A 20,716-nucleotide genomic window follows, 5' to 3' on the forward strand; every position below is an offset into this window, starting at 1 on the left:
TTAAAATGCTGTGCTGCTTTTCGCACAGACATTTCATCTCGAATCATAATTTCTATGACTTTGTCTTTAAAATCTTTTGAATATCCCATATCTCTATTGTTCTATAGTTTTTAGGATTTGGCTATAGCTGGTGATGCAGTACTACGCGCCTCATCACACTGTTTAAAGCAAGCACTGCCAGATGATGCTTTCGTTGCGCGACTCGGTGGTGATGAATTTGCAATTATTATCAATCGCTTAAACTTCCTGACGGAACTCGAAGTCTTTTGTCACAAAATACATGACTGCTATAGTTCCACATTTGTTTATGAGCAACATAATATTGCATTACAAGCTAATATTGGTGTGGCACTTATCCAAAATGCAAAATCGCCAGAAGATTTGATCGCAGATGCGGAACGCGCGATGTATGATGCTAAACTTTCGAATAATCATTGGTGCATTGCACTACACCACCCCAACTCATAGGATTTGCTATGTTAAAGAACGCATTTAAAGTTTTATTTATACTTGCATTCACGGCTACTATGACAGCCTGCATGAGTTTAGGTAACTTAAGCTATAAACAAGCACGTATGCTTAAAAAAGAAGGTTTTGTCTTGACCAATGATGGTTGGACACTTGCCCTACCAGAACGACTTTTATTTGGTTTTGATGATTATCAAATACAACCTCACCAAGAAGGCAAACTAAATACCCTCGCCACTCAACTGATTAAATATGACCTAAACAAAATTAAGTTTATTGGTCATACGGATAATGTTGGACAAGCCAATTACAACCAACAACTGTCAGAAAAACGTGCGCAAAGCGTCGCAAACGTCTTTTTAAAGCAAGGTTATAACAGTTCAAATATTCAAATTATTGGCCGTGGTGCTGAACAGCCGATGGTCTCTAATGACACTGAAACCAATCGTGCCATCAACCGTCGCGTAAATGTCACGATCATTCCCTAAATAGTGAAATATAAAAAAGCCACCTTATGGTGGCTTTTTTATTGTGTTTATAAATTTTAGGCATAAAAAAACCGTTATATGCGGCATCTTTTACAGTATTGTTTTTGAAATAAATGGTCGGAGCAGTAGGATTCGAACCTACGACCCCCTGGTCCCAAACCAGGTGCACTACCAGGCTGTGCTATGCTCCGCTTTCAACTTTAAAAGTTGGGGTGAATGATGGGATTCGAACCCACGACAACCGGAATCACAATCCGGGGCTCTACCAACTGAGCTACATCCACCATCATGTTCTTGCTTGTGAATAACCAATATAACGCATTTTAAATTACAGGCATAAAAAAACCGCTGTATGCGGTATCTTTTATCGACCGTTTTCTTTGAGAAAATGGTCGGAGCAGTAGGATTCGAACCTACGACCCCCTGGTCCCAAACCAGGTGCACTACCAGGCTGTGCTATGCTCCGAATTGGGGTGAATGATGGGATTCGAACCCACGACAACCGGAATCACAATCCGGGGCTCTACCAACTGAGCTACATCCACCATCACAACAAGTTTCAGATTCTATTATCAGAACACCATTAAAATGGCGCGCCTGACAGGATTCGAACCTGTGACCATCCGCTTAGAAGGCGGATGCTCTATCCAACTGAGCTACAGGCGCATTACCGATGACATAGACTATCACGCGATTTTTGCCTTGAGAAATTGGTCGGAGCAGTAGGATTCGAACCTACGACCCCCTGGTCCCAAACCAGGTGCACTACCAGGCTGTGCTATGCTCCGTTTCATCTCAGCTTTCGCTGTATCGCATATCGTGCGGTACGGTGTGCATTCTAGGCGTGACGTTGATTAACGTCAACACCTATCTTCAAAAAAACATAAAAAATCATTTCAAGCGATTATTTATCAAGCACTTTAATCATTTTTCAAGCAAAAATTAACGTTTTAAACTGGCGCTGAAATTCAACATCCGATCTAAAGGCAATTTAGCACGCTCAGCCAATGCCGGATCTACAAAAATTTCCTGATCGCCTTTTTGTAAAACTTCCAGAATGCCATCCAATTCATTCATCGCCATCCAAGGGCAATGCGCACATGAACGACAAGTCGCTCCTTCACCTGCCGTCGGTGCTTCGATGAGAATTTTATTCGGTACAGCTTGCTGCATTTTATAAAAAATACCGCGATCTGTTGCCACGATTAAACGTTCGTGTGGCAAGGTTTGTGCAGCCTTGATCAATTGCGAGGTGCTACCGACGGCATCTGCAATATCCACCACAGATTCTGGTGACTCTGGATGTACCAAAACTGCTGCATCGGGATACAGCGCTTTCATATTGGCAATACCACGTGCACGAAATTCTTCATGGACAATACATGCCCCATCCCATAGCAACATGTCTGCACCGGTTTTCTTTTGAATATAGCGACCGAGATGCTGATCGGGTGCCCAAATAATTTTTTCACCTAAACTATCTAAATGCTCAACAATTTCAACAGCACAGCTCGAGGTTACCACCCAATCTGCACGCGCTTTCACTGCCGCCGAGGTATTGGCATATACCACAACCGTATGATCCGGATGTGCATCGCAAAATTTGGTAAATTCATCGACAGGACAACCCAAATCAAGTGAGCATGTTGCTTCTAGGGTTGGCATCAATACAGTTTTTTCAGGAGATAAAATCTTCGAGGTCTCCCCCATGAATTTTACTCCTGCAACCACCAACGTCGTTGCTTCATGATCCCGACCAAAACGTGCCATTTCAAGTGAATCCGAAACGCATCCACCCGTCAGTTCTGCTAGTTCCTGCACTTCAGGATCACAGTAATAGTGTGCAACAAGGACAGCGTTACGTTTTTTGAGTTCCGCTTTAATTAATTCAAACTTTTCAAGCTTTGCAGCCTCCGTTAAGTGATGCTCTTTAACATCGCCCAAACGATCCAAATGCGCTTGTACAATTGATTTTGCTTCATTTGCAATTAAGTTGTTTGCATTATTCATCACAACGTCTTCTCTATCCTTAATGCCTGTTACTACACAGGTGCTTCACAACTGACCCATAAATATGGCACTTGGCTATTTTTTACCGGTCATTAAAAAGTTCCACTTATAAAAAAGCCTCACAACGGAGGCTTTTCAAAAACATCAAATACCTTATGAACGGTAATCTGCGTTAATCTTGACATAGTCATACGACAGGTCACAGGTATACACAGTATCTCGAGCACTGCCACGTCCTAAATCTACACGGATCGTGATCTCAGATTTCTCCATCTCTGCAGCCCCTGCTGCTTCGGTATAATCTGCTGCGGCACCACCGTCTTTACAGATTTGAACATCACCTAACCAGACCTGAATTTTTTCAACATCTAAGTTTGGCACACCGGCATAACCAATAGCTGCCAAAATACGGCCCCAGTTTGGATCTGATGCGAAGATTGCAGTTTTAACCAACGGTGAATGTGCAATGCTATAAGCAATATCGCAACATTCTTGAGTATCTGCACCACCTTCTACCGCCACAGTAATAAACTTCGTCGCACCTTCACCATCACGGACAATGAGCTGTGCAAGACGCTTCATTACACGTGTTAACACGTCTAAAACAGCAGCATAACGTGAATCTGATTCTGAAGTAATTTCTACGCCACCAGCTTGGCCCGTTGCAATCAAAATACATGAGTCATTCGTTGAGGTATCACCATCCACCGTAATACGGTTAAACGACAGGTTAACTGTGGTTTTCAAAAGCTGTTGCACTAGCTCACGGCTAATGGGTGCATCAGTTGCCACATAGCTCAACATGGTCGCCATATTTGGACGAATCATGCCTGCGCCTTTAGAAATACCTGTCATGGTATACAGAACGCCATCTAGTTCGAACTGTTCAGATGCACCTTTAGGTGTTGTATCTGTGGTCATAATGCCCGTTGCCGCATCCAACCATGCATCTTCCTGCAAACTATCTAATGCGGGTTGCAAGCCTTGAACCAAACGATCAATAGGTAATTGCTCACCAATTACACCTGTTGAAAATGGAAGAACTTCTGTATTTTGAACACCTGCCAGTTCTGCCAGTTTCGCACACGTCGCCTCAGCATTTGCCATGCCGATTTTGCCAGTACCGGCATTGGCATTTCCGGTATTAATCACCAAATAACGTGGATTACCTGCTAATAAGTGTGCTTTCGAAATATGAACAGGCGCGGCACAAAATGCATTTTGAGTAAATACGCCTGCAACATTAGAACCTTCAGCAAATTCAAAAATGACAAGGTCACGTCGGTTCTGATAGCGCACATACGCTTCAGCCGAACCGATTTTTACACCTTTCACCACATGCATCTGTGGCATAGATACGTCACCAACTGCCATTTTTCAACGTCCAACTATATGAGTTATAAAAAATACAGCTTAGTGCAAAATCTATAAAAAATCGAGCAGAAGCACGGTTTTGCTGTAATTTTATTGTGGATTTCTTTTGCACATAAAAAAACCAGTCTTTCGACTGGTCTTTATCGATGTTCGTCGTAAATTAGTTACGCGCAAGCTGAGTTGCTTCATCAAGAAGCACTTGTTTCGCTTTTTGTTGACTCGCAGCAGAAAGGGCTGGGTTTTCAGCCACAATACGGTCAGCATTCGCCGCATTGGCTGCTGCAATTTTTGCAGTTTGCAATACGATTGGACGATTTGGATTGGCAAAGGTATAACGAATACCCGTACGCGGGCTTGCTACAGTCACTTGACCGTCAGTACCAACCTGTACTTGAGTTGTTGTTGGACCAACTGCTTGTTGAACTTTCTCTAAAGAAGTCGTCTGAGGAGCGTTTGCAAAGGCAAAAGTTGGCAAAGCCAAAGCAGCAATCATGAACGGTTTTAGTACTTTTTTCATTGTCTTTTCCGTCTTACGGTTATTGATAGAAACTAAATAACATTTAATCTACTGAACTGCAAATACTATTCAGGTCAGATCAGTAGTGTAAATAAAAAATCAGAGCGCGAAGGCTCTGATTTATTTGAAATTAAACAATGCTGTTTAGATTTTACCGTGACATTGTTTATATTTTAGACCTGAACCACATGGGCAAGGTGAGTTACGACTTTCTGGCGGAACAATCACTTGCTCTGCAGGGGTATACTGCGCATCGATAACATCATTACCATTGGCTTCAGCCAACAAATTATCAAAGTCGTTGTGTGACAATTGAAGATTCATTGATTCAGCTTGAGCCTGTTTTTGAGCTTCCATTTCTGCAAGTTCTTCGGCTGTAGGCACATGAATACGAGATAAATCTGTCACGACATCTGACTTAATCACAGCAAGCATGTTTACAAATAAGTTAAAGGCTTCTTTTTTGTATTCTTGCTCAGGATTTTTCTGCGCATAACCACGTAAATGAATCCCTTGACGTAAGTAATCCATCGCTGCCAAATGCTCTTTCCAATGGCGGTCCAATGAATTCAACATAAAGTGACGTTCTAGCATTGCAGCCGTTTCGTCACCCATTTGTGTACGACGTGAACGGTAATGCTGAAGAACTTCATCAGTAATACGTTCAACCAAAGCTTCTTCATCTAAACGACGATCTTGCTCTAGCCACTGCGAAATTGGCAATTCAATCGATAGATCTTCACGAAGTGCTTTTTCAAGACCTTCAATATCCCACTGATCGTGAATAGACTCAGGTGGAATATATACTTCGATCATGCCTTTAGTCACATCGTGAATCATTGTTTCGATGTAATCTTGCAATGATGCTTCTTCAAGAATTTCATCACGTTGAGAGTAAATAATCTTACGTTGCTCGTTGTTTACGTCATCGTATTTCAATAAATTTTTACGAATATCGAAGTTACGTGCTTCAACTTTACGTTGTGCATTTTCAATCGAGCGTGACACCATTTTATGTTCAATGGCTTCATCTTCTTTCAGACCCATGGCACGCATCATTGCAACTACGCGATCACCCGCGAAGATACGCATCAAGTCATCTTCAAGCGACAAGTAGAACCGTGATACACCTGGGTCACCTTGACGGCCCGCACGACCACGTAACTGGTTATCAATACGACGAGATTCATGACGTTCTGAACCAATGATGTGTAAACCACCAGAGTTCAGCACCATTTCATGATTTTGTTCCCACTCTGCTTTCAAACGTGCTTCATCTGCTTCAGTCGGCTCTTCAATCTTCGCCAGCAACGCTTTCCAGTTACCACCTAACAGAATATCAGTACCACGACCGGCCATGTTGGTAGCAATCGTCACTGCACGCGGTGAACCCGCTTGCGCAATAATATCCGCTTCACGCTCATGTTGTTTCGCATTGAGCACTTCATGTTGAATGCCTGCTTCTTTCAGCTTATCTGATAAAATTTCAGAGGCTTCAATGGTTGCTGTACCAATCAGGATCGGTGCAACACCCGCTTCATGAACACGTTGAATTTCTTGAATGATGGCGTTGTATTTACCTTCACGGTTTAAATAGATTAAATCGTTTTGGTCATTACGAATCATCGGGCGATGGGTTGGAATAAGTACAACATCCAAGCCATAAATTTCTTTCATTTCTGCAGCTTCAGTATCTGCAGTACCCGTCATCCCTGATAATTTCTTGTAAAGACGGAAATAGTTCTGGAATGTTGTGGTTGCTAGTGTTTGGTTTTCAGGTTGAATTTCCAAACCTTCTTTGGCTTCTACCGCTTGATGCAAACCTTCTGACCAGCGGCGACCCGGCATGGTACGACCAGTGTTTTCATCGACAATGATCACTTCACCTTCGTGAATGATGTAATGCACGTTGCGTTGGTATAGGTAATGCGCACGAATAGCCGCAGAAACATGGTGCACCAAGTTTAAATTAGCAGATGAATATAGACTTTCACCTTCAGCAAGCAAGCCCATTTGAATCAATTCAGCTTCAACAGTTTCATAACCGACTTCGGTCATTTCTACAGAGCGCTGTTTTTCGTCAATCCAGAAGTGACCACCATCTGGTACCTTCTCTTCTTTTTGTGCATGAAGTTTTGGTGGAATGCTGTTAATTGCAGCATACAACTGAGATGAGTCTTCTGATTGACCAGAAATGATCAACGGTGTACGTGCTTCATCAATCAGGATCGAATCGACCTCATCGATGATGGCATAGGTTAAGCTGCGCTGTTTTTTCTCAGCAGCAGAAAACACCATGTTGTCACGCAAGTAATCGAAACCGAATTCGTTGTTGGTACCGTAAGTAATGTCAGCACGATACGCTTGAGCTTTTTCAGTTGGGTCTTGCATTGAGTAAATAATCCCAATGCTTAAACCTAAAAATTCGAATAATGGACGGTTTAATTCAGCATCACGTTGCGCCAAGTAATCGTTCACCGTAATCACGTGAACACCTTCACCATTGATCGCATTGAGGTAACAAGCAAGCGTTCCCATGAGGGTTTTACCTTCACCGGTACGCATCTCTGCGATCTTACCTTCATGTAAAGTAATACCACCAATCAGCTGTACATCATAATGACGCATGCCCATGACACGCTTTGCAGCTTCACGACAAACAGCAAACGCTTCAGGTAATAATTTATCAAGGCTGTCGCCTTTTTTATAACGTTCTTTGAATTCTTCAGTTTTTGCAGATAAGTCTGCATCGCTTAGAACAGATATCGTCGGCTCGAGCGCATTAATCTTCTCTACGATTTTACGCATGCGTTTGAGTTCGCGCTCATTTTTGGTACCGAAGATTCCTCCGATCAGACTTGCCAACATGAATAGACTCTCTAAATCTTGCTTGTCAAATGAATATATTTTCTTAGTCGTTATTATGGTGCTAGAAATTCGAAGTACAAGGGTTTTGCACAAAAATCCCCTTAAATATTCTGCGCTCGGGTTCTAGCCCCGGAGACTTAAGGCAAGCTAATGTAACAAATTTTCTGCAGACAACATAGTGACTCTGTCGTGAGATATTTCGCATTTATCCCCCAATAAAACTGTTTTATATGAAATATATTCATAAAGAAATGAAAAAACACTATTTTTAATCATAAAAAAAATCCTTCATATTTATTTTTGAGTTAAACAAATTCAATAAATACGGGGATATTCCATGACGATTCGTTTAGGTGATACTGCACCAGACTTTACTCAAGACTCAAGCGAAGGCAGCATTCATTTTTATGACTTTTTAGGTGACAGTTGGGGCATTTTATTTTCGCATCCAGCCGATTACACCCCAGTCTGCACCACAGAACTTGGATTTACCGCAAAACTAAAAGATGAATTTAGCAAACGTGGTGTCAAGGCCATTGCCCTGTCTGTTGATGATGTTGAGTCGCATCATGGTTGGATTAATGACATTAATAATACTCAAAATACCACGGTGAACTTCCCGATCATTGCAGACAAAGACCGTAAAGTGTCTACCCTTTATGATTTCATTCACCCCAATGCCAGCGAAACATTAACTGTTCGCTCTTTGGTGATCATCGATCCAAATAAAAAGGTCCGTTTAATCATTACTTATCCTGCATCTACAGGGCGTAACTTCCATGAAATTTTACGTGTCATTGACTCTTTGCAACTGACAGACAACCATAAAGTTGCAACACCGGCCAACTGGCAACAAGGTGAAGATGTGGTGATTGTGCCGTCATTAAAAGATGAAGAGGAAATCAAACAACGCTTTCCTCAAGGATATAACGCAGTTACGCCTTACCTTCGTTTAACGCCTCAACCTAAGTGAGGATAAAACGGAGCATTACGCTGTCCGAGCGCAAGATAAGAAGCTCTGCTGTGAGTGACCAAAGCGAAGGTACAAATTTAACTATTTTTAAGTGCAGCACCTGACCCAACTCAGAATCATAACCATAGTTACTTATAGTTACTTATAGTTTTCCCCTCAGAACGAATTACGAGCCCGTTCTGGCATTCTCCAACCTGCTCATCTTCGGATGAGCTTTTTTTTGATTACAAATTCCTCTCTGGGATTAGATTGGTTAAACATCACAATTCCGTTATAACTAAGAAAAACTTGAAAACAACAAACCGTGATTCATCAAATTCATCATTTACATTGTGGTAGTTTTTGTCCAACGTGTGCCCCTTTATTTGGACAGAAAGGCTTTCGCGCACATTTGGTTTGTCATTGCCTGCTCATTGAAACTGATAAAGGGCTCGTCTTAGTCGATACAGGACTGGGCTTACAAGATTATTTACATCCACAAAATCGTTTAGGTCGGTTTATTTCACGCACAGCGCAGATTAAATTTAATCCGCAACTAAGTGCGATTCATCAAATTCAAAAATTAGGTTTTAAGGCTCAAGATGTTCAACACATTTTGTTGTCACACTTAGATTTTGATCATGCTGGCGGGATCTCTGATTTTCCGCAGGCGACTGTGCATGTCTTAGCCAGTGAATATAATGCCACTCAAAACCTTCATAGCTTAAAATCACGACTGCGCTATCGACCACAGCAATTCCAACTGCATCGTTATTGGAATTTTATCGAAAGCATCGGGACGCAAGCATGGTTTAACTTAGAACACACTGCCGGTCTGTCTATTTTTCAAGAGGATATTTTAATGCTCCCACTTTTGGGACATACCGCGGGTCATGCCGGTATTGCGATTAAAAACAACCATCGCTGGTTGTTATATTGCGGCGATGCTTATTACTCACAGCATCAATTAAATCCAAATTTTCATTCGCGGGCCTTAAATCAGCTTGAGCGTTTATTTGCCACCGACAATACACAGCGACTGCACACACTTCATAAGATTCAGCAGTTAGCACAGCATCCGGACATCGATCTCATCTGCGCACATGACCCATTCGAACTCGCTCGCTATCAGAACACAAGCAATGACCGCTAAAATCCTGCCAATGATCCTCCTTAGTGTTAGCTTCAGCTTCACGGGTTGCATGACATCAAATCCATTACCGTTAAATGAACGTCCTAAGCATTGGGGAAAAGTCGTTCATCAACAGCATAATTTTTATCAGATCAGCCCAACAGTATTTCGCAGTGAACAACCTGATGCAGATCTCGCCCCTATTCTACGAGAACAGCACATCGATGTGATCATAAATTTACGTTCGCGGCATCATGACCCAGAACGCTTAGACAACGCTATTGATATGCAAAAGATTAATTTTGTACATATTCCGATACACACGTGGCAAATCGATCGTGAAGATTTATTGGCGGTGATGAAAACCATAAAAGTGGCTGAACAACAGCAGCAAAAAGTATTAATCTATTGCTACCACGGCTCAGACCGTACAGGCGCGAGTGCGGCCATGTACCGTATAATTTTTCAGCATTGGTCCATTGAGGAAGCAAAACGTGAAATGAAACAAGGTGGCTATGGCTTCCACCCTATTTGGAAAAATATTGACCGTTTATTCAGCCCTGAAAATATAAAATGGATTCAGCAACAACTACTGAATCCATCTTATTAAAGGTCATTTCTCAAATAAACTTAGCGTTTATCGAGAGGTACCCAATCAATCACCCAAGCCGATTTCATATTCAAACTTGCATCTGAATTGATCTTTTTACGTGTTGCGTCCGCAGCATCACGGTCCTTCGAAGGGCCAACCATAATACGAATGCCTTTAGATGTAGGACTCTTCGTCACTTTATAGCCTTTTGCACGTAATTTTGCAGCGACGGCATCTGCATTGGCTTCATTGGCAGCTAGAGCAACTTGTACCATCCATTGCTTATCGCCATTTTCCAACAGATCACGTGCTTTTTCAGCTTCAGCTTTTTTCTTGGCTTCGGCTTTACGCTTTTCTTCTGCCTTGTGTTTTTCTTCGGCTTTACGCTTTTCTTCAGCCTGTTGCTTCGCTTCGGCTGCTTTCTTATCTGCTGCTTTTTTCTCAGCTTCAGCATGTGCTTTACGTTCAGCTTCTTTTTGAGCATCCGCTTTACGTTTTGCTTCGGCTTTTTGTTTATCTGCTGCGATACGTGCCTGATCAGCCTTTTGCTGCGCCGACTGAGTCTCTAACTTTTTTTGAGCCGCCAACTTATCCTCAGCTAAACGCTTTTGCTTGGCTTTTTCATCTTCAACCAATTCGGGCGGAATATTATCCGAACTTTGTTGAGCTGAACGATGTGCGTTTAAAGCTGCATATTCTTCTGCTGCTTTACGTGCTGCATCCGCTTCCGCTTGTTGTTGCATCGCTAAAAATTCTGCTGCACGTGCTTCTTGCTCCGCAACCGATTTTTCACGGGTACGTCGTTGTTCTTCGAGCAAACGCTTTTCAGTTTCAACATCAACAGTCAATGATGACATTTTACCCGCACCCTGACCTTGTTGCTCAACTTGAGCCATTTCAGGGGTTTGGCTTTGATTTTGATGTATTTCTTCTTTGCCTTTAAGTAAAAGTGCGGCCAGCAGTACACCACCACCTAATAAAACAACACCACCCATCCAGCGTTGTTTGTTATTCATTGACATTCTTCCAGATACTCCCATACCGCTTCTAAGGTATGAAATGAACCACATACCAGAATCAGCTGATTATTCTTTGTTTCTTCCAGCGCGGACTTAAAAGCTAATTGCACATTGTCATAATGTTCTACGACTTGATGCTGCAGTGCGCTATCCAATTGTGTGATAGATGCCGCACGTGGCACATTTAATTGTGCAATTTTCCACATTCTTACCGTATCTTTCAATAAGTTAACGACAGAATTTATGTCTTTATCAGTCAGCATGGAGAAAACGCTGATCACTTCTGTGTATTGTTTATTGTACTGGAGAAAATTTCGCAATTGCTTTAACAAAAATTCAACACCATGCGGGTTATGTCCCGCATCGAAAATCACCGTTTTACCTGCAATTTCTCTAACTTCAAAACGGCCTTGTAACTTGGCATTGATAATCCCCTGAGCGATCGACTGCTGAGAGACCACTAAACCACTGGCCAATATTGCTGCTACAGCCGTAGAGATATTTTCGAGCGCCAAAGAACCCACGGGCAGTTTTAAAGTTGTACCTGATGAAGCAAACATCCAAGATTGTCCGTCATCACTGTACTGATAAAAATAATCACGATTGAGTACATGTAAAGCAGCTTGGCAATCTTCTGCTTTTTGACGAATGGCTTCAGGCAAAACTTGCTGCCCGCCAAAAATTACGGGAATATTTGGACGAATAATTCCTGCTTTCTCAAAAGCAATTTTTTCAATGGTGTCGCCCAACCAATCGGTATGGTCTAAACCAATATTGGTAATCACTGCAACATCTGGATCGACGACATTGACCACATCAAGTCGACCACCTAGGCCTACTTCAAGTACCCATACATCGCAATGTTGCTGTTTAAAAATAACAAAAGCGGCCAAAGTGGTCGCTTCAAAAAAAGATAAACTTAATTCACATTCACGACGCGCCTGATCAACGGCTACAAAAGCATCAATCAGGATTTGGTCGGCTACTTCAACACCTTGAAGCTTTACACGTTCATTGAATCGATAGATATGCGGTGATTGGTATAGCCCCACGTTATACCCTTGGGCATTTAAAATCGCAGCCAAAGTGGTCGTGGTTGAACCTTTACCGTTTGTTCCCGCGACCGTCAGCACTTTCGCATCAGGCTGGGTTACACCGAGTCGTTCTGCAACAGGAATCACCCGTTCCAAACCTAAATCAATACCCGTAACATGAACATGGCTCCAATAATCGAGCCATGTACTTAAAGAATCAGATGCAAGTGGTGCTGTGTTCAAGTCAAATTCATCAATTTCGCTACAATACGATAAACTGTATCACGTAATGCATGACGGTGGACAATTTGATCGACTACACCATGATCAAGCAAATATTCCGCACGTTGGAACGGTTCGTCCAATTTTTCACGTACAGTTTGCTCAATCACACGCTTACCAGCAAAACCAATCATGGCTTTTGGCTCAGCCAAATGAACATCACCGAGCATTGCTAATGATGCAGTCACACCACCATAGACAGGATGTGTCAATACCACTAGATAAGGCAAGCCTGCATCTTTCATTTTTTGGATGGCAGCAGAAGTACGCGCCATTTGCATTAATGACAACATACCTTCTTGCATACGCGCACCACCAGAAGCAGCGAAGCAAATAAGCGGTTGTTTAGCTTTAATCGCAAGTTCAGCCGCTTGAACAAAACGGTCACCGACCACTGTGCCCATTGAGCCGCCCATGAAATCAAATTCGAAAGCAGTCGCAATCATTGGAATGCCTTTCAGCGTTCCTTGCATTACCACTAAAGCTTCTGTTTCACCGGTTTTTTTCTGCGCTTCAGACATACGGTCTGGATACGCTTTGCTATCTACAAATTTAAGTGGATCTTTGGCTTTAAATTCTTGACCCAATTCTTTTTGTACTTGGTCAAAGAACCAGTTCAAGCGATCACGCGCTTTCATTCGCAAGTGTTCATCACACTGCGGACAAACGTAGGCATTAAATGACATCGCAGTACGAGTCACAAGTGCATGACACTCAGGACATTCAATCGTCGGCTCAGTAAATGTCGCCTTTAATGCTTGCTGTTCATCAGGTACATGAATACCTGGTACCGCACGCTCTGTCCATGGCGTAGATGCGCTCAGAATTTTGCCTGTTTTTGCGTCTTGACTCATACTAACTCATCGAGCGCAGCTCGAAGCTCCTTCACTTTATTCACTGTTTCGATTACAGCTTGTTCTGGCGCTAAGTTTGCAAATTGTTTAACAAAAGCACTACCTACAATCACAGCATCCGCAGCAACACCCATGGCTTTCGCCGATGCTGCATCACTGATACCAAAGCCAACGCCGACAGGTACCTGACTATACGATTTGATTTTTTGAATACGTGCCGCAGCTTCAGCAACGTCTAAAGTCGCTGCACCTGTCACACCTTTCAAAGAAACATAGTAGATAAATCCACTGGCTTGTTTTACTACATGCTGAATACGTTCATCAGTGGATGTTGGCGCAAGTAAGAAGATTTGATCCATGTCGTATTTTTTCAATACTGCATCTAGATCTTTTGCTTCTTCTGGTGGAAGGTCCACCAAGAGCACGCCATCTACACCGCATTCATGTGCATAGGCAACAAACTTTTCATAGCCGATTACTTCAACGGGGTTTAAATAGCCCATCAGTACTACTGGTGTTTCTGTATCGTTTTTACGGAACTCTTTCACCATGTTCAAGGCATCTAGAGTATTGGTTCCTGCAGCAAGTGCACGCTCAGCGGCAAGTGCAATAACAGGACCATCCGCCATTGGGTCTGAAAATGGAAGGCCCAATTCGATCACATCTACACCTGCCTCAACCATTTGATGTAACAAAGGTACCGTTACTTGTGGATGAGGGTCACCAGCCATAACATAAGAAACCAAGGCCTTACGCTGTTGAGATTTAAGCGTTCCAAATCGAGTGGCTAAACGTGACATAGGGTTATACTTTCCTTGAATGAATCAAAACTATGATGTGGGTTTTGTCGAAATACAAGACATCGCATTGTAACGCTATTTTTTACCCATTGAACAGGGCATACAATCCTCTGTCGGCATTTCTCATGCAAACATAATTTTCCAGAACAACCCGAAAGCATCATTTACCGATATTTCAGTTTTTTTCACAATGATCAAAGATGCCTAATTTTAGGATCTGGCAAAATTATAAGGTTTTAGATTAACTTAATTTTATCATCAAAAAAATGTTAAAAATAACAGGCTTAGCATTTACATTTTAATTTTCCTTAAATTGCAAAACCTGCTTTATACTAGCCGCATACTTTTATTTTTTTATCTCCTATGTCCTCCGATTCACAAGTGAAAGTGCCTGCTCGGGCATTTGCACTGCTCCCGCTTATTGTTTTTCTGACCATTTTTTTGGGCAGTGGTATTTACCATTCCATCATTGGAACTGAGTTTGCGTTCTATCAAGTGAAAGCCCCAGTCGCTGCTCTTCCTGCAATTGTATTGGCAATTTTGCTCTATCGCGGCAAGATAAATGACGCGATTGATACATTTATGAAAGGTGCTAGCCACCCGAATTTGATCTTAATGTTCATGGTCTTTATGCTCGCTGGTGCTTTTGCCAGTGTCAGCAGTGCCATCGGTAGTGTCGATGCAACAGTGCAGTTGGGACTATCGATGATTGCGCCTGAGTTCGTGCTGCCCATGCTGTTTATTATTGCGGCCTTTATTGCCACAGCGATGGGAACCTCCATGGGCACTATTGCAGCCTGTGCACCAATTGCCTTTGGTTTTACTCAAGTCACCGAAATTGAAGCGGTGTATGCCATTGGTGCTGTGGTCGGTGGTGCTATGTTTGGTGATAATCTGTCGATGATTTCAGATACCACTATTGCTGCAACGAACAGTCAAAAAGTTCAGCTTCGCGATAAATTTAAGGTCAATGTCTGGATTGCTGTTCCTGCATCGATTATTAGTATTTGTATTTATTTATTCATGAGTCAAGGCTCACAAGCGATTGAACACAAAGCCTATAATGCGTGGCTGATCTTGCCGTATTTAGCCGTATTTATTTTGGCCTTTTCACGTTTACACGTGCTTGCTGTACTGACCATTGGTGTCTTGTTATCTGGTTTGATTGGTTTGGTGATTCAACCTGAATTTAATTTATTAAGCTTAAATAATTCTATTTATGACGGCTTTACCGGCATGTTTGAAGTTGCCCTGCTTTCTATTTTCTTGGGTGGTATTTCTGCCATTATGCAAAAAGAAGGCGGTTTAGAATGGCTGATTCAACGCATTTACAGCATGACGCGCTGCTTTAAAGTTGGTGCTGAACGCGCGGGGGAAATTGGTATCAGTTTCTTGGTGATTTTCTCCAACCTATTTGTGGCAAACAACACTGTCGCAATTATTTTATCTGGTGACATGGCACGTGAAGTCGCGAAAGAATATGGTGTAGACCCTAAACGTGCGGCTGCACTCTTGGATATTTTCTCTTGCGTAGTCCAAGGTCTCATTCCTTATGGTGCACAGCTGTTACTGGCTTGTTCGATCGCAAAACTTTCGCCTGTGGAACTGATTGGTAGTGTGTATTACTGTTGGGTCTTGGCAATCTTTGCCATCCTTGCCATTTTACTTCGGTATCCAAAATTAAAAGCTGCGGCATAAGCTTGGCTTTAAAGAAAAGCGGTCGTTTGACCGCTTTTTTTAATGTTGTTTAAAAGGCTTTTCTTAACGAGCAATCTGCAAGTTTTATTCTAATCTCAAGGTTTTTTTTCGCGCTAATAATGTCTCTCCGCTATATGCCTTAAAAGCACGTGCCAAAGCAGACTGATCTGAATATCCTAACTGCAACGCGATATCCGTCAAATGGGTTTGTTGTGAAAGTAGATATTCACAGCGTTTCATCCGTTCAAGCTCCAAAAGCCGTTTAAACGAAGTGTCTTTCTCCTTTAACTGTCGTTGCAAGGTTCTGACTGACAGATGTAACTCCTCTGCTAACCACTCTATTTTAGGGGCTTGCTGTTTTCGTTTGAGATGATCAGCGATGCATTGTTGCATCTGTAGAATTGGATCTGCATGTTGCGGACGAGCGGCGATCGCCTCTTCGGCTTGGCGTAATAACAATTGCATCAGTGACGGATCAGCAAGTTCTGACTTTAAATCCAAACTATCGGCATGAATCACAAATGAATATTTAAGGGTCGAAAATTCCATTTGGCAGCCATAAAACTTTTCATAGTGATAACGTGCCATCCGCGGCGCATGGGCAAAATGAATGCGGAGTAACTTTATAGAATCTGGAAAAATTTGCTTGGCCAAATGTGCCATACAGGCCATCGTTAATTCATTCACCAAAGCATATTCATCATCATGCTGTGGCCAAGACAGTATAATTTGATGATCTTGATGGCTCATATTCATCGGCACAATTTGCGCGCCATCAATCACCAAACGACTAAACCGCATCACATATTGCAAAGCATCTGCTACGCTATTACTCAGTGTCGCCATATAGCCTAACACCCCAAAATGCTCCGCACGAATATACTTGGCCATTTCAAAAACCAATTGCGGGCAATCCAGATGCTGCTGAGTCAGTTGCATGATGCTGTTAAAAAAAGAATTCGGCGATTGAGAGTCGATCGGCAAAGACAGCACATGCTGAATTTGCGCAGCATACGGCGCAATCCATTCGAGCTGTGTATAGTTTAATTCACGCTCAATTAAGACCATATTCCACAATTGGAAGTAACCATTTGGGATCTGAATTTCAGCCATCTCGCCCCTCTTTCTGACCTGCCAATTCTGACATTTTATATTTTCATCATGGCGTAAAATGTATAAAAATTGGCAATATCTGTCAAAACAAAGTGCAATTTCTCCGACATACTGCAATCAATACGACTCGCACAGAAAAAATATCATGAATGCTATCGTCAAATATCAAGTCGAACCTATTGTTCGCACAAAACTGAATTTTAAGTTAGAAGAAATCCCGCGCTATTGGTTTGGGGGAGACCCCTTTTTAACTCGTATGTTTGATGCCTTGAGCCTGACCTTTCCTGATGGCGAGCGCTATTTTATTGAATCTGTACGTCTGTTCCGCAGTCAAATTCAAGACCCTGATTTACAGCAACGTGTCGCTGACTTTATTCGTCAAGAAGCGCAGCACGGTATGGCGCATGACAAAATGAATATGTTGATGAAACAACAAGGCATGCCTGTCGATGCGTTCATTAAACGTCTGAATAAAATTTTTAAATTTGAACTGAGCAAGCGCTCACCTGAATACAACATTGCCATGACGGCTTCTGCTGAGCATTTGACTGCACTGATGGCTGAAACCTTTTGTAGCCAAAAGTCCGTACTAGAATCTGCGCATCCTTATGTCCGTGCATTATTTATTTGGCATGCGATAGAAGAAATGGAACATCGCGATGTGGCTTTTGATGTGATGAAAGATGTGGCTAAGGTCGATGAAAATCTAAAGAAATTTACTTTGGTCTGGACCAGTGGATTGATGCTTGGCTTTACCTTATACCGTGCCAATGTGATGCTAAGACATGACGGCTTTAGTTTCACTGAACGTTTAAAATTAAATATGAAAGGCTTACCGTGGTTCTTTGGTAAAAATGGCACCCTCACCCGTATGAGCAAGCCATATCGAGATTGGTTTAAAAAAGACTTCCATCCGAGTCAGCATCCCATTGTGCAAAATTATGATCTTTGGTTAAAAACTTATGAAGAAACCAATGATCCAATTCAAGCTGCAGAAGTGTTTTGGCAAGCTGCAAAATAAAAATTGAATAAAAAAAGCCGCATCGATTGCGGCTTTTTTATAGGCTTAGACTTACCATTTGGCATAGTGCTGCTCAAGTAAACCATATTCATTTAAGAATACTATTTCTTCGCCATCACGTTGAATTGTACCGCTAATTTTTGCCTGCCATTGACTGAACTGACTACCGACCAATCTTAAATTCAGGTTTTCATAGCGTCGCCAACCTGTGGTGACGATCAAATTTAAGCTGTTGTCTAATGAGCTAATATTCCATTGATTATCGCCTTGTTGCTGAAACAGCACATCAGACATGGCATACAGATGTCCATTGACCCAAAGGCAATTTTCATTGCCAAAGCTTTCATTTACCCCTGAGGCAAGATTGATCCCAACGCGTCGATTTTGACTATCCCAAAAGTTACACGACATCCAAAACCATGCGGTTTCAGGACGAAGAAAACCACAGGTATCATCTAAAGACACCAATGTCCGGTCATGGAATTGAATGGTCTTACCTTGCTTATTGATGAAGAAACCTTCACACCCTAACGTCGTCAATTTTTGAGTATAGGTCCAACCATTAATCCCTGTGGGGCTACACATACTCAGCGGATCAGTCCCCGCACAAAACACTCGAGCGCTCAGTTTGAGTTCGCCATGTTTCGACATTTGAATGTATCGCACACCATTGGCATGCTGAATGTCCAGTTGAATCCCTGACTTAATAAAATGACTCTGATTAAATAAAGGTTGTTCATCTAAAACGGTATTGCGTGACAGGAAATTAATCGAATTCCATTCCAACACTTCATTCGTAATATGGTCATACACATAGACAAAACCGTGCCCCGCCCACGCGATATCGGCAATCGCTAGACCAATCGTATAATGTTCATGCTGAATACAACAAAATTTAAATTTTTTATATTTTAAACGCTTACGCCAACCTTGAAGTCGTTTTCCATACGGTGTCTTATATTCATACTTACTTAAATCGATACGATTGGGAAGTTCACTAAAACGCCCATAATGCGGCTGTCCATTCGGCCGTATTAAATCCATATACGCCATTCCATTGAGGTTTAAGGTCTAAATCCTGAATGTTATTATGCCTATTATTTAACGCCTGAAAAGACAATCCATCTGATTTCAGGCGAATATCACAAAAAAATATAAAAGCTGACATTTCAGCTCTTAATCATCACAAATGTTCATTTATTAAGATGTAATCATTTTTCCATGAATTTTGCTGGCTATGCGGCGTTTCAACCAATTTGATATAGCGCCCATACACATGATCAATCGTAATACAATCATCAACATCTAGGGTTCGGTCGGTATGCTGTTTTTGCCAATGTGACTCAAAAAAAGCCTTGCCTCGTTGTTTTGCAACAACGGCATTTTGTCCTGTCACCAAAACATAACGATGTAATTCACCAAATTCGCGGGCATCATATCCCCCGAGATTAATCAGCCATAATTTTTCATCTTCAGCTCGGGGCGCGGCATCACAAAATTGGATGCGATAATGCCGATTTTCAGTGCTGACTGTATGTACTTGTGCCCAAGCATCAATATGTAAGCCTTTTTGCTCACCAAACCATGCCGTTCTCAGTTGCGGATAAACCTCTTCTAATGCGTTACCCACTGCAAGAATGACGTCATGCACTTCAATATTTGCTCTTGGATGGCGTCCGCCGAGCATCACCATAAATAAACTGGACACAATCTTCCCCCTATTTTTGACTTCAACTGCCCACATAGGGCTGAAGCAATTTCAATAAAATCACGCCGCCTAGCGATAGTACTGCATTGTTAATGAAATGAATGAGTAAGACATGCCAAATGTTACGCGTCCACAAATAGATCAGGTTGAGAAATAGGCCTGCCGCCATAAAACTGATGGTCGCAATCAAATCGCCATCAAAATTATGATAATGAATCAAGCCGAATAAGATTGAGTTCAGTAAGACCAAAATCACTCGCCATAGCCACGGCTGTACAAACAGCTTTTGCAGCAAGGTATAGCGGAAAATAATATCTTCAAGCAAAGCGGTAAATAATGGCCCAAGGCTGATGATCAGCAAGCTAAAAAACGCAATCGTATTAGGATCAATGGTCGATTCTTTTTCAATGCTCTCACCGACGGGCAACAGACTGCGTGTAAAAGAAATCACCACTTGTAAGACGACTGCACCGACAACCACCAACAGGCTTGAGCGCCAAAAGGCCTGCTTATACTTTTGCCAGTGCGTATACAGCATCGTTTTATAGAGCCAACATACAGCAATAAATAAAATGCCGCGAAAAATCGAATCGCCCAAAGCAACTTGAACCGACGCACCGAACAATTGATCCAAGACAAAGCTATTCAGCAAAATCAAAGGAATGATGAGTACCGCAAAAGTATCCCGTGCATTCCAACTGATTTTTTGAGGAAATGATTCAGCACGAACCAAGTGTGTAAATGTCATTATTATTGAGTCTTTCAACGCTATAAATTTCAGCAATA

General features: G+C 42.0%; 19 protein-coding genes and 6 tRNA genes. 7 read left to right on the top strand and 18 right to left on the bottom strand.

Annotated features, from left to right (window positions below; genetic code table 11):
* Nucleotides 1–117: 117 nt before the first annotated feature.
* Entirely contained in the window at nt 118–468 is a 351-nt protein-coding gene (locus FTU65_RS08800) for a diguanylate cyclase domain-containing protein (RefSeq protein ID WP_180011738.1), read from the top strand.
* A gap of 8 nt (nt 469–476) precedes the next feature.
* The gene (locus FTU65_RS08805; RefSeq protein WP_180005407.1) at nt 477–956 is read left to right on the top strand and encodes an OmpA family protein; all 480 of its coding nucleotides are present in this window, start codon (nt 477–479) and stop codon (nt 954–956) included.
* Between the two features lie 114 nt (nt 957–1,070).
* On the opposite strand, the gene FTU65_RS08810 is transcribed toward FTU65_RS08805, so the two are convergent.
* From FTU65_RS08810 to secA, 10 genes are all read right to left on the bottom strand, one after another.
* Nucleotides 1,071–1,147 (bottom strand) — tRNA-Pro (locus tag FTU65_RS08810).
* 17 nt (nt 1,148–1,164) lie between these two features.
* Nucleotides 1,165–1,240, bottom strand: a tRNA-His gene (locus tag FTU65_RS08815).
* Between the two features lie 105 nt (nt 1,241–1,345).
* Nucleotides 1,346–1,422, bottom strand: a tRNA-Pro gene (locus FTU65_RS08820).
* Nucleotides 1,423–1,425: 3 nt separating this feature from the next.
* Nucleotides 1,426–1,501: transfer RNA gene (locus tag FTU65_RS08825), tRNA-His, on the bottom strand.
* Between the two features lie 44 nt (nt 1,502–1,545).
* Nucleotides 1,546–1,622 (bottom strand) — tRNA-Arg (locus FTU65_RS08830).
* A 45-nt stretch (nt 1,623–1,667) separates the two neighbouring features.
* Nucleotides 1,668–1,744 (bottom strand) — tRNA-Pro (locus FTU65_RS08835).
* Nucleotides 1,745–1,898: 154 nt separating this feature from the next.
* Nucleotides 1,899–2,966, bottom strand: a complete 1,068-nt coding sequence (gene nadA, locus FTU65_RS08840) for a quinolinate synthase NadA (RefSeq protein WP_078191211.1) — start codon at nt 2,964–2,966, stop codon at nt 1,899–1,901.
* Between the two features lie 153 nt (nt 2,967–3,119).
* Nucleotides 3,120–4,340 (bottom strand): bifunctional glutamate N-acetyltransferase/amino-acid acetyltransferase ArgJ, encoded by a 1,221-nt coding sequence (argJ, locus tag FTU65_RS08845; RefSeq protein WP_180035849.1) that lies wholly within the window; start codon nt 4,338–4,340, stop codon nt 3,120–3,122.
* A gap of 160 nt (nt 4,341–4,500) precedes the next feature.
* Entirely contained in the window at nt 4,501–4,857 is a 357-nt protein-coding gene (locus FTU65_RS08850) for a hypothetical protein (RefSeq protein WP_078194125.1), read from the bottom strand.
* Between the two features lie 144 nt (nt 4,858–5,001).
* Nucleotides 5,002–7,725: a preprotein translocase subunit SecA gene (gene secA / locus FTU65_RS08855; protein WP_180065255.1), complete on the bottom strand. Its 2,724-nt coding sequence runs from the start codon at nt 7,723–7,725 to the stop codon at nt 5,002–5,004.
* Between the two features lie 337 nt (nt 7,726–8,062).
* Here secA and FTU65_RS08860 point away from each other — a divergent pair, with 337 nt between their 5' ends.
* From FTU65_RS08860 to FTU65_RS08870, 3 genes are all read left to right on the top strand, one after another.
* Complete coding sequence (locus FTU65_RS08860; RefSeq protein ID WP_078194127.1) at nt 8,063–8,698, top strand: peroxiredoxin; 636 nt, start codon at nt 8,063–8,065, stop codon at nt 8,696–8,698.
* Between the two features lie 304 nt (nt 8,699–9,002).
* Nucleotides 9,003–9,830 carry an MBL fold metallo-hydrolase gene (locus FTU65_RS08865; protein WP_180065256.1) on the top strand — a complete coding sequence of 276 codons (828 nt, stop codon included), beginning with the start codon at nt 9,003–9,005 and terminating at the stop codon, nt 9,828–9,830.
* A 49-nt stretch (nt 9,831–9,879) separates the two neighbouring features.
* Complete coding sequence (locus FTU65_RS08870; RefSeq protein WP_373683458.1) at nt 9,880–10,419, top strand: dual specificity protein phosphatase family protein; 540 nt, start codon at nt 9,880–9,882, stop codon at nt 10,417–10,419.
* A gap of 20 nt (nt 10,420–10,439) precedes the next feature.
* On the opposite strand, the gene FTU65_RS08875 is transcribed toward FTU65_RS08870, so the two are convergent.
* The 4 genes from FTU65_RS08875 to trpA are packed head-to-tail and all read right to left on the bottom strand — an operon-like array spanning nt 10,440 to nt 14,390.
* Nucleotides 10,440–11,417, bottom strand: a complete 978-nt coding sequence (locus tag FTU65_RS08875) for an SPOR domain-containing protein (RefSeq protein ID WP_078191218.1) — start codon at nt 11,415–11,417, stop codon at nt 10,440–10,442.
* On the bottom strand, nt 11,414–12,697 hold the full coding sequence (folC, locus tag FTU65_RS08880; RefSeq protein WP_180065258.1) for a bifunctional tetrahydrofolate synthase/dihydrofolate synthase: 1,284 nt from the start codon (nt 12,695–12,697) through the stop codon (nt 11,414–11,416). Before folC ends, FTU65_RS08875 begins: the two co-directional genes overlap by 4 nt.
* Nucleotides 12,694–13,590 (bottom strand): acetyl-CoA carboxylase, carboxyltransferase subunit beta, encoded by an 897-nt coding sequence (gene accD / locus FTU65_RS08885; protein ID WP_168378778.1) that lies wholly within the window; start codon nt 13,588–13,590, stop codon nt 12,694–12,696. The genes folC and accD overlap by 4 nt, the downstream gene beginning before the upstream one ends.
* Complete coding sequence (gene trpA, locus FTU65_RS08890) at nt 13,587–14,390, bottom strand: tryptophan synthase subunit alpha (protein WP_180065259.1); 804 nt, start codon at nt 14,388–14,390, stop codon at nt 13,587–13,589. Before trpA ends, accD begins: the two co-directional genes overlap by 4 nt.
* 363 nt (nt 14,391–14,753) lie before the next feature.
* On the opposite strand from trpA, the gene FTU65_RS08895 reads away from it, so the two are divergent.
* Nucleotides 14,754–16,088, top strand: a complete 1,335-nt coding sequence (locus tag FTU65_RS08895) for a Na+/H+ antiporter NhaC family protein (RefSeq protein WP_180065260.1) — start codon at nt 14,754–14,756, stop codon at nt 16,086–16,088.
* An 84-nt stretch (nt 16,089–16,172) separates the two neighbouring features.
* Here FTU65_RS08895 and FTU65_RS08900 read toward each other — a convergent pair whose 3' ends face one another.
* The gene (locus FTU65_RS08900) at nt 16,173–17,201 is read right to left on the bottom strand and encodes an AraC family transcriptional regulator (RefSeq protein ID WP_180011756.1); all 1,029 of its coding nucleotides are present in this window, start codon (nt 17,199–17,201) and stop codon (nt 16,173–16,175) included.
* Nucleotides 17,202–17,346: 145 nt separating this feature from the next.
* Between FTU65_RS08900 and FTU65_RS08905 the strand changes: the two genes are divergently transcribed.
* Nucleotides 17,347–18,222, top strand: a complete 876-nt coding sequence (locus FTU65_RS08905) for a metal-dependent hydrolase (RefSeq protein WP_180065261.1) — start codon at nt 17,347–17,349, stop codon at nt 18,220–18,222.
* Nucleotides 18,223–18,273: 51 nt separating this feature from the next.
* Here FTU65_RS08905 and FTU65_RS08910 read toward each other — a convergent pair whose 3' ends face one another.
* The 3 genes from FTU65_RS08910 to FTU65_RS08920 form a co-directional block, all read right to left on the bottom strand.
* Entirely contained in the window at nt 18,274–19,266 is a 993-nt protein-coding gene (locus FTU65_RS08910; RefSeq protein ID WP_180065262.1) for a DUF2804 domain-containing protein, read from the bottom strand.
* A 139-nt stretch (nt 19,267–19,405) separates the two neighbouring features.
* Entirely contained in the window at nt 19,406–19,930 is a 525-nt protein-coding gene (locus FTU65_RS08915; protein ID WP_180027143.1) for a DUF1543 domain-containing protein, read from the bottom strand.
* A gap of 22 nt (nt 19,931–19,952) precedes the next feature.
* The gene (locus FTU65_RS08920) at nt 19,953–20,678 is read right to left on the bottom strand and encodes a CPBP family intramembrane glutamic endopeptidase (protein ID WP_180065263.1); all 726 of its coding nucleotides are present in this window, start codon (nt 20,676–20,678) and stop codon (nt 19,953–19,955) included.
* Nucleotides 20,679–20,716 lie beyond the last annotated feature (38 nt).

It is taken from the genome of Acinetobacter sp. YH12129, assembly GCF_013418685.1.
Classification (GTDB): Bacteria; Pseudomonadota; Gammaproteobacteria; order Pseudomonadales; family Moraxellaceae; genus Acinetobacter; species Acinetobacter amyesii.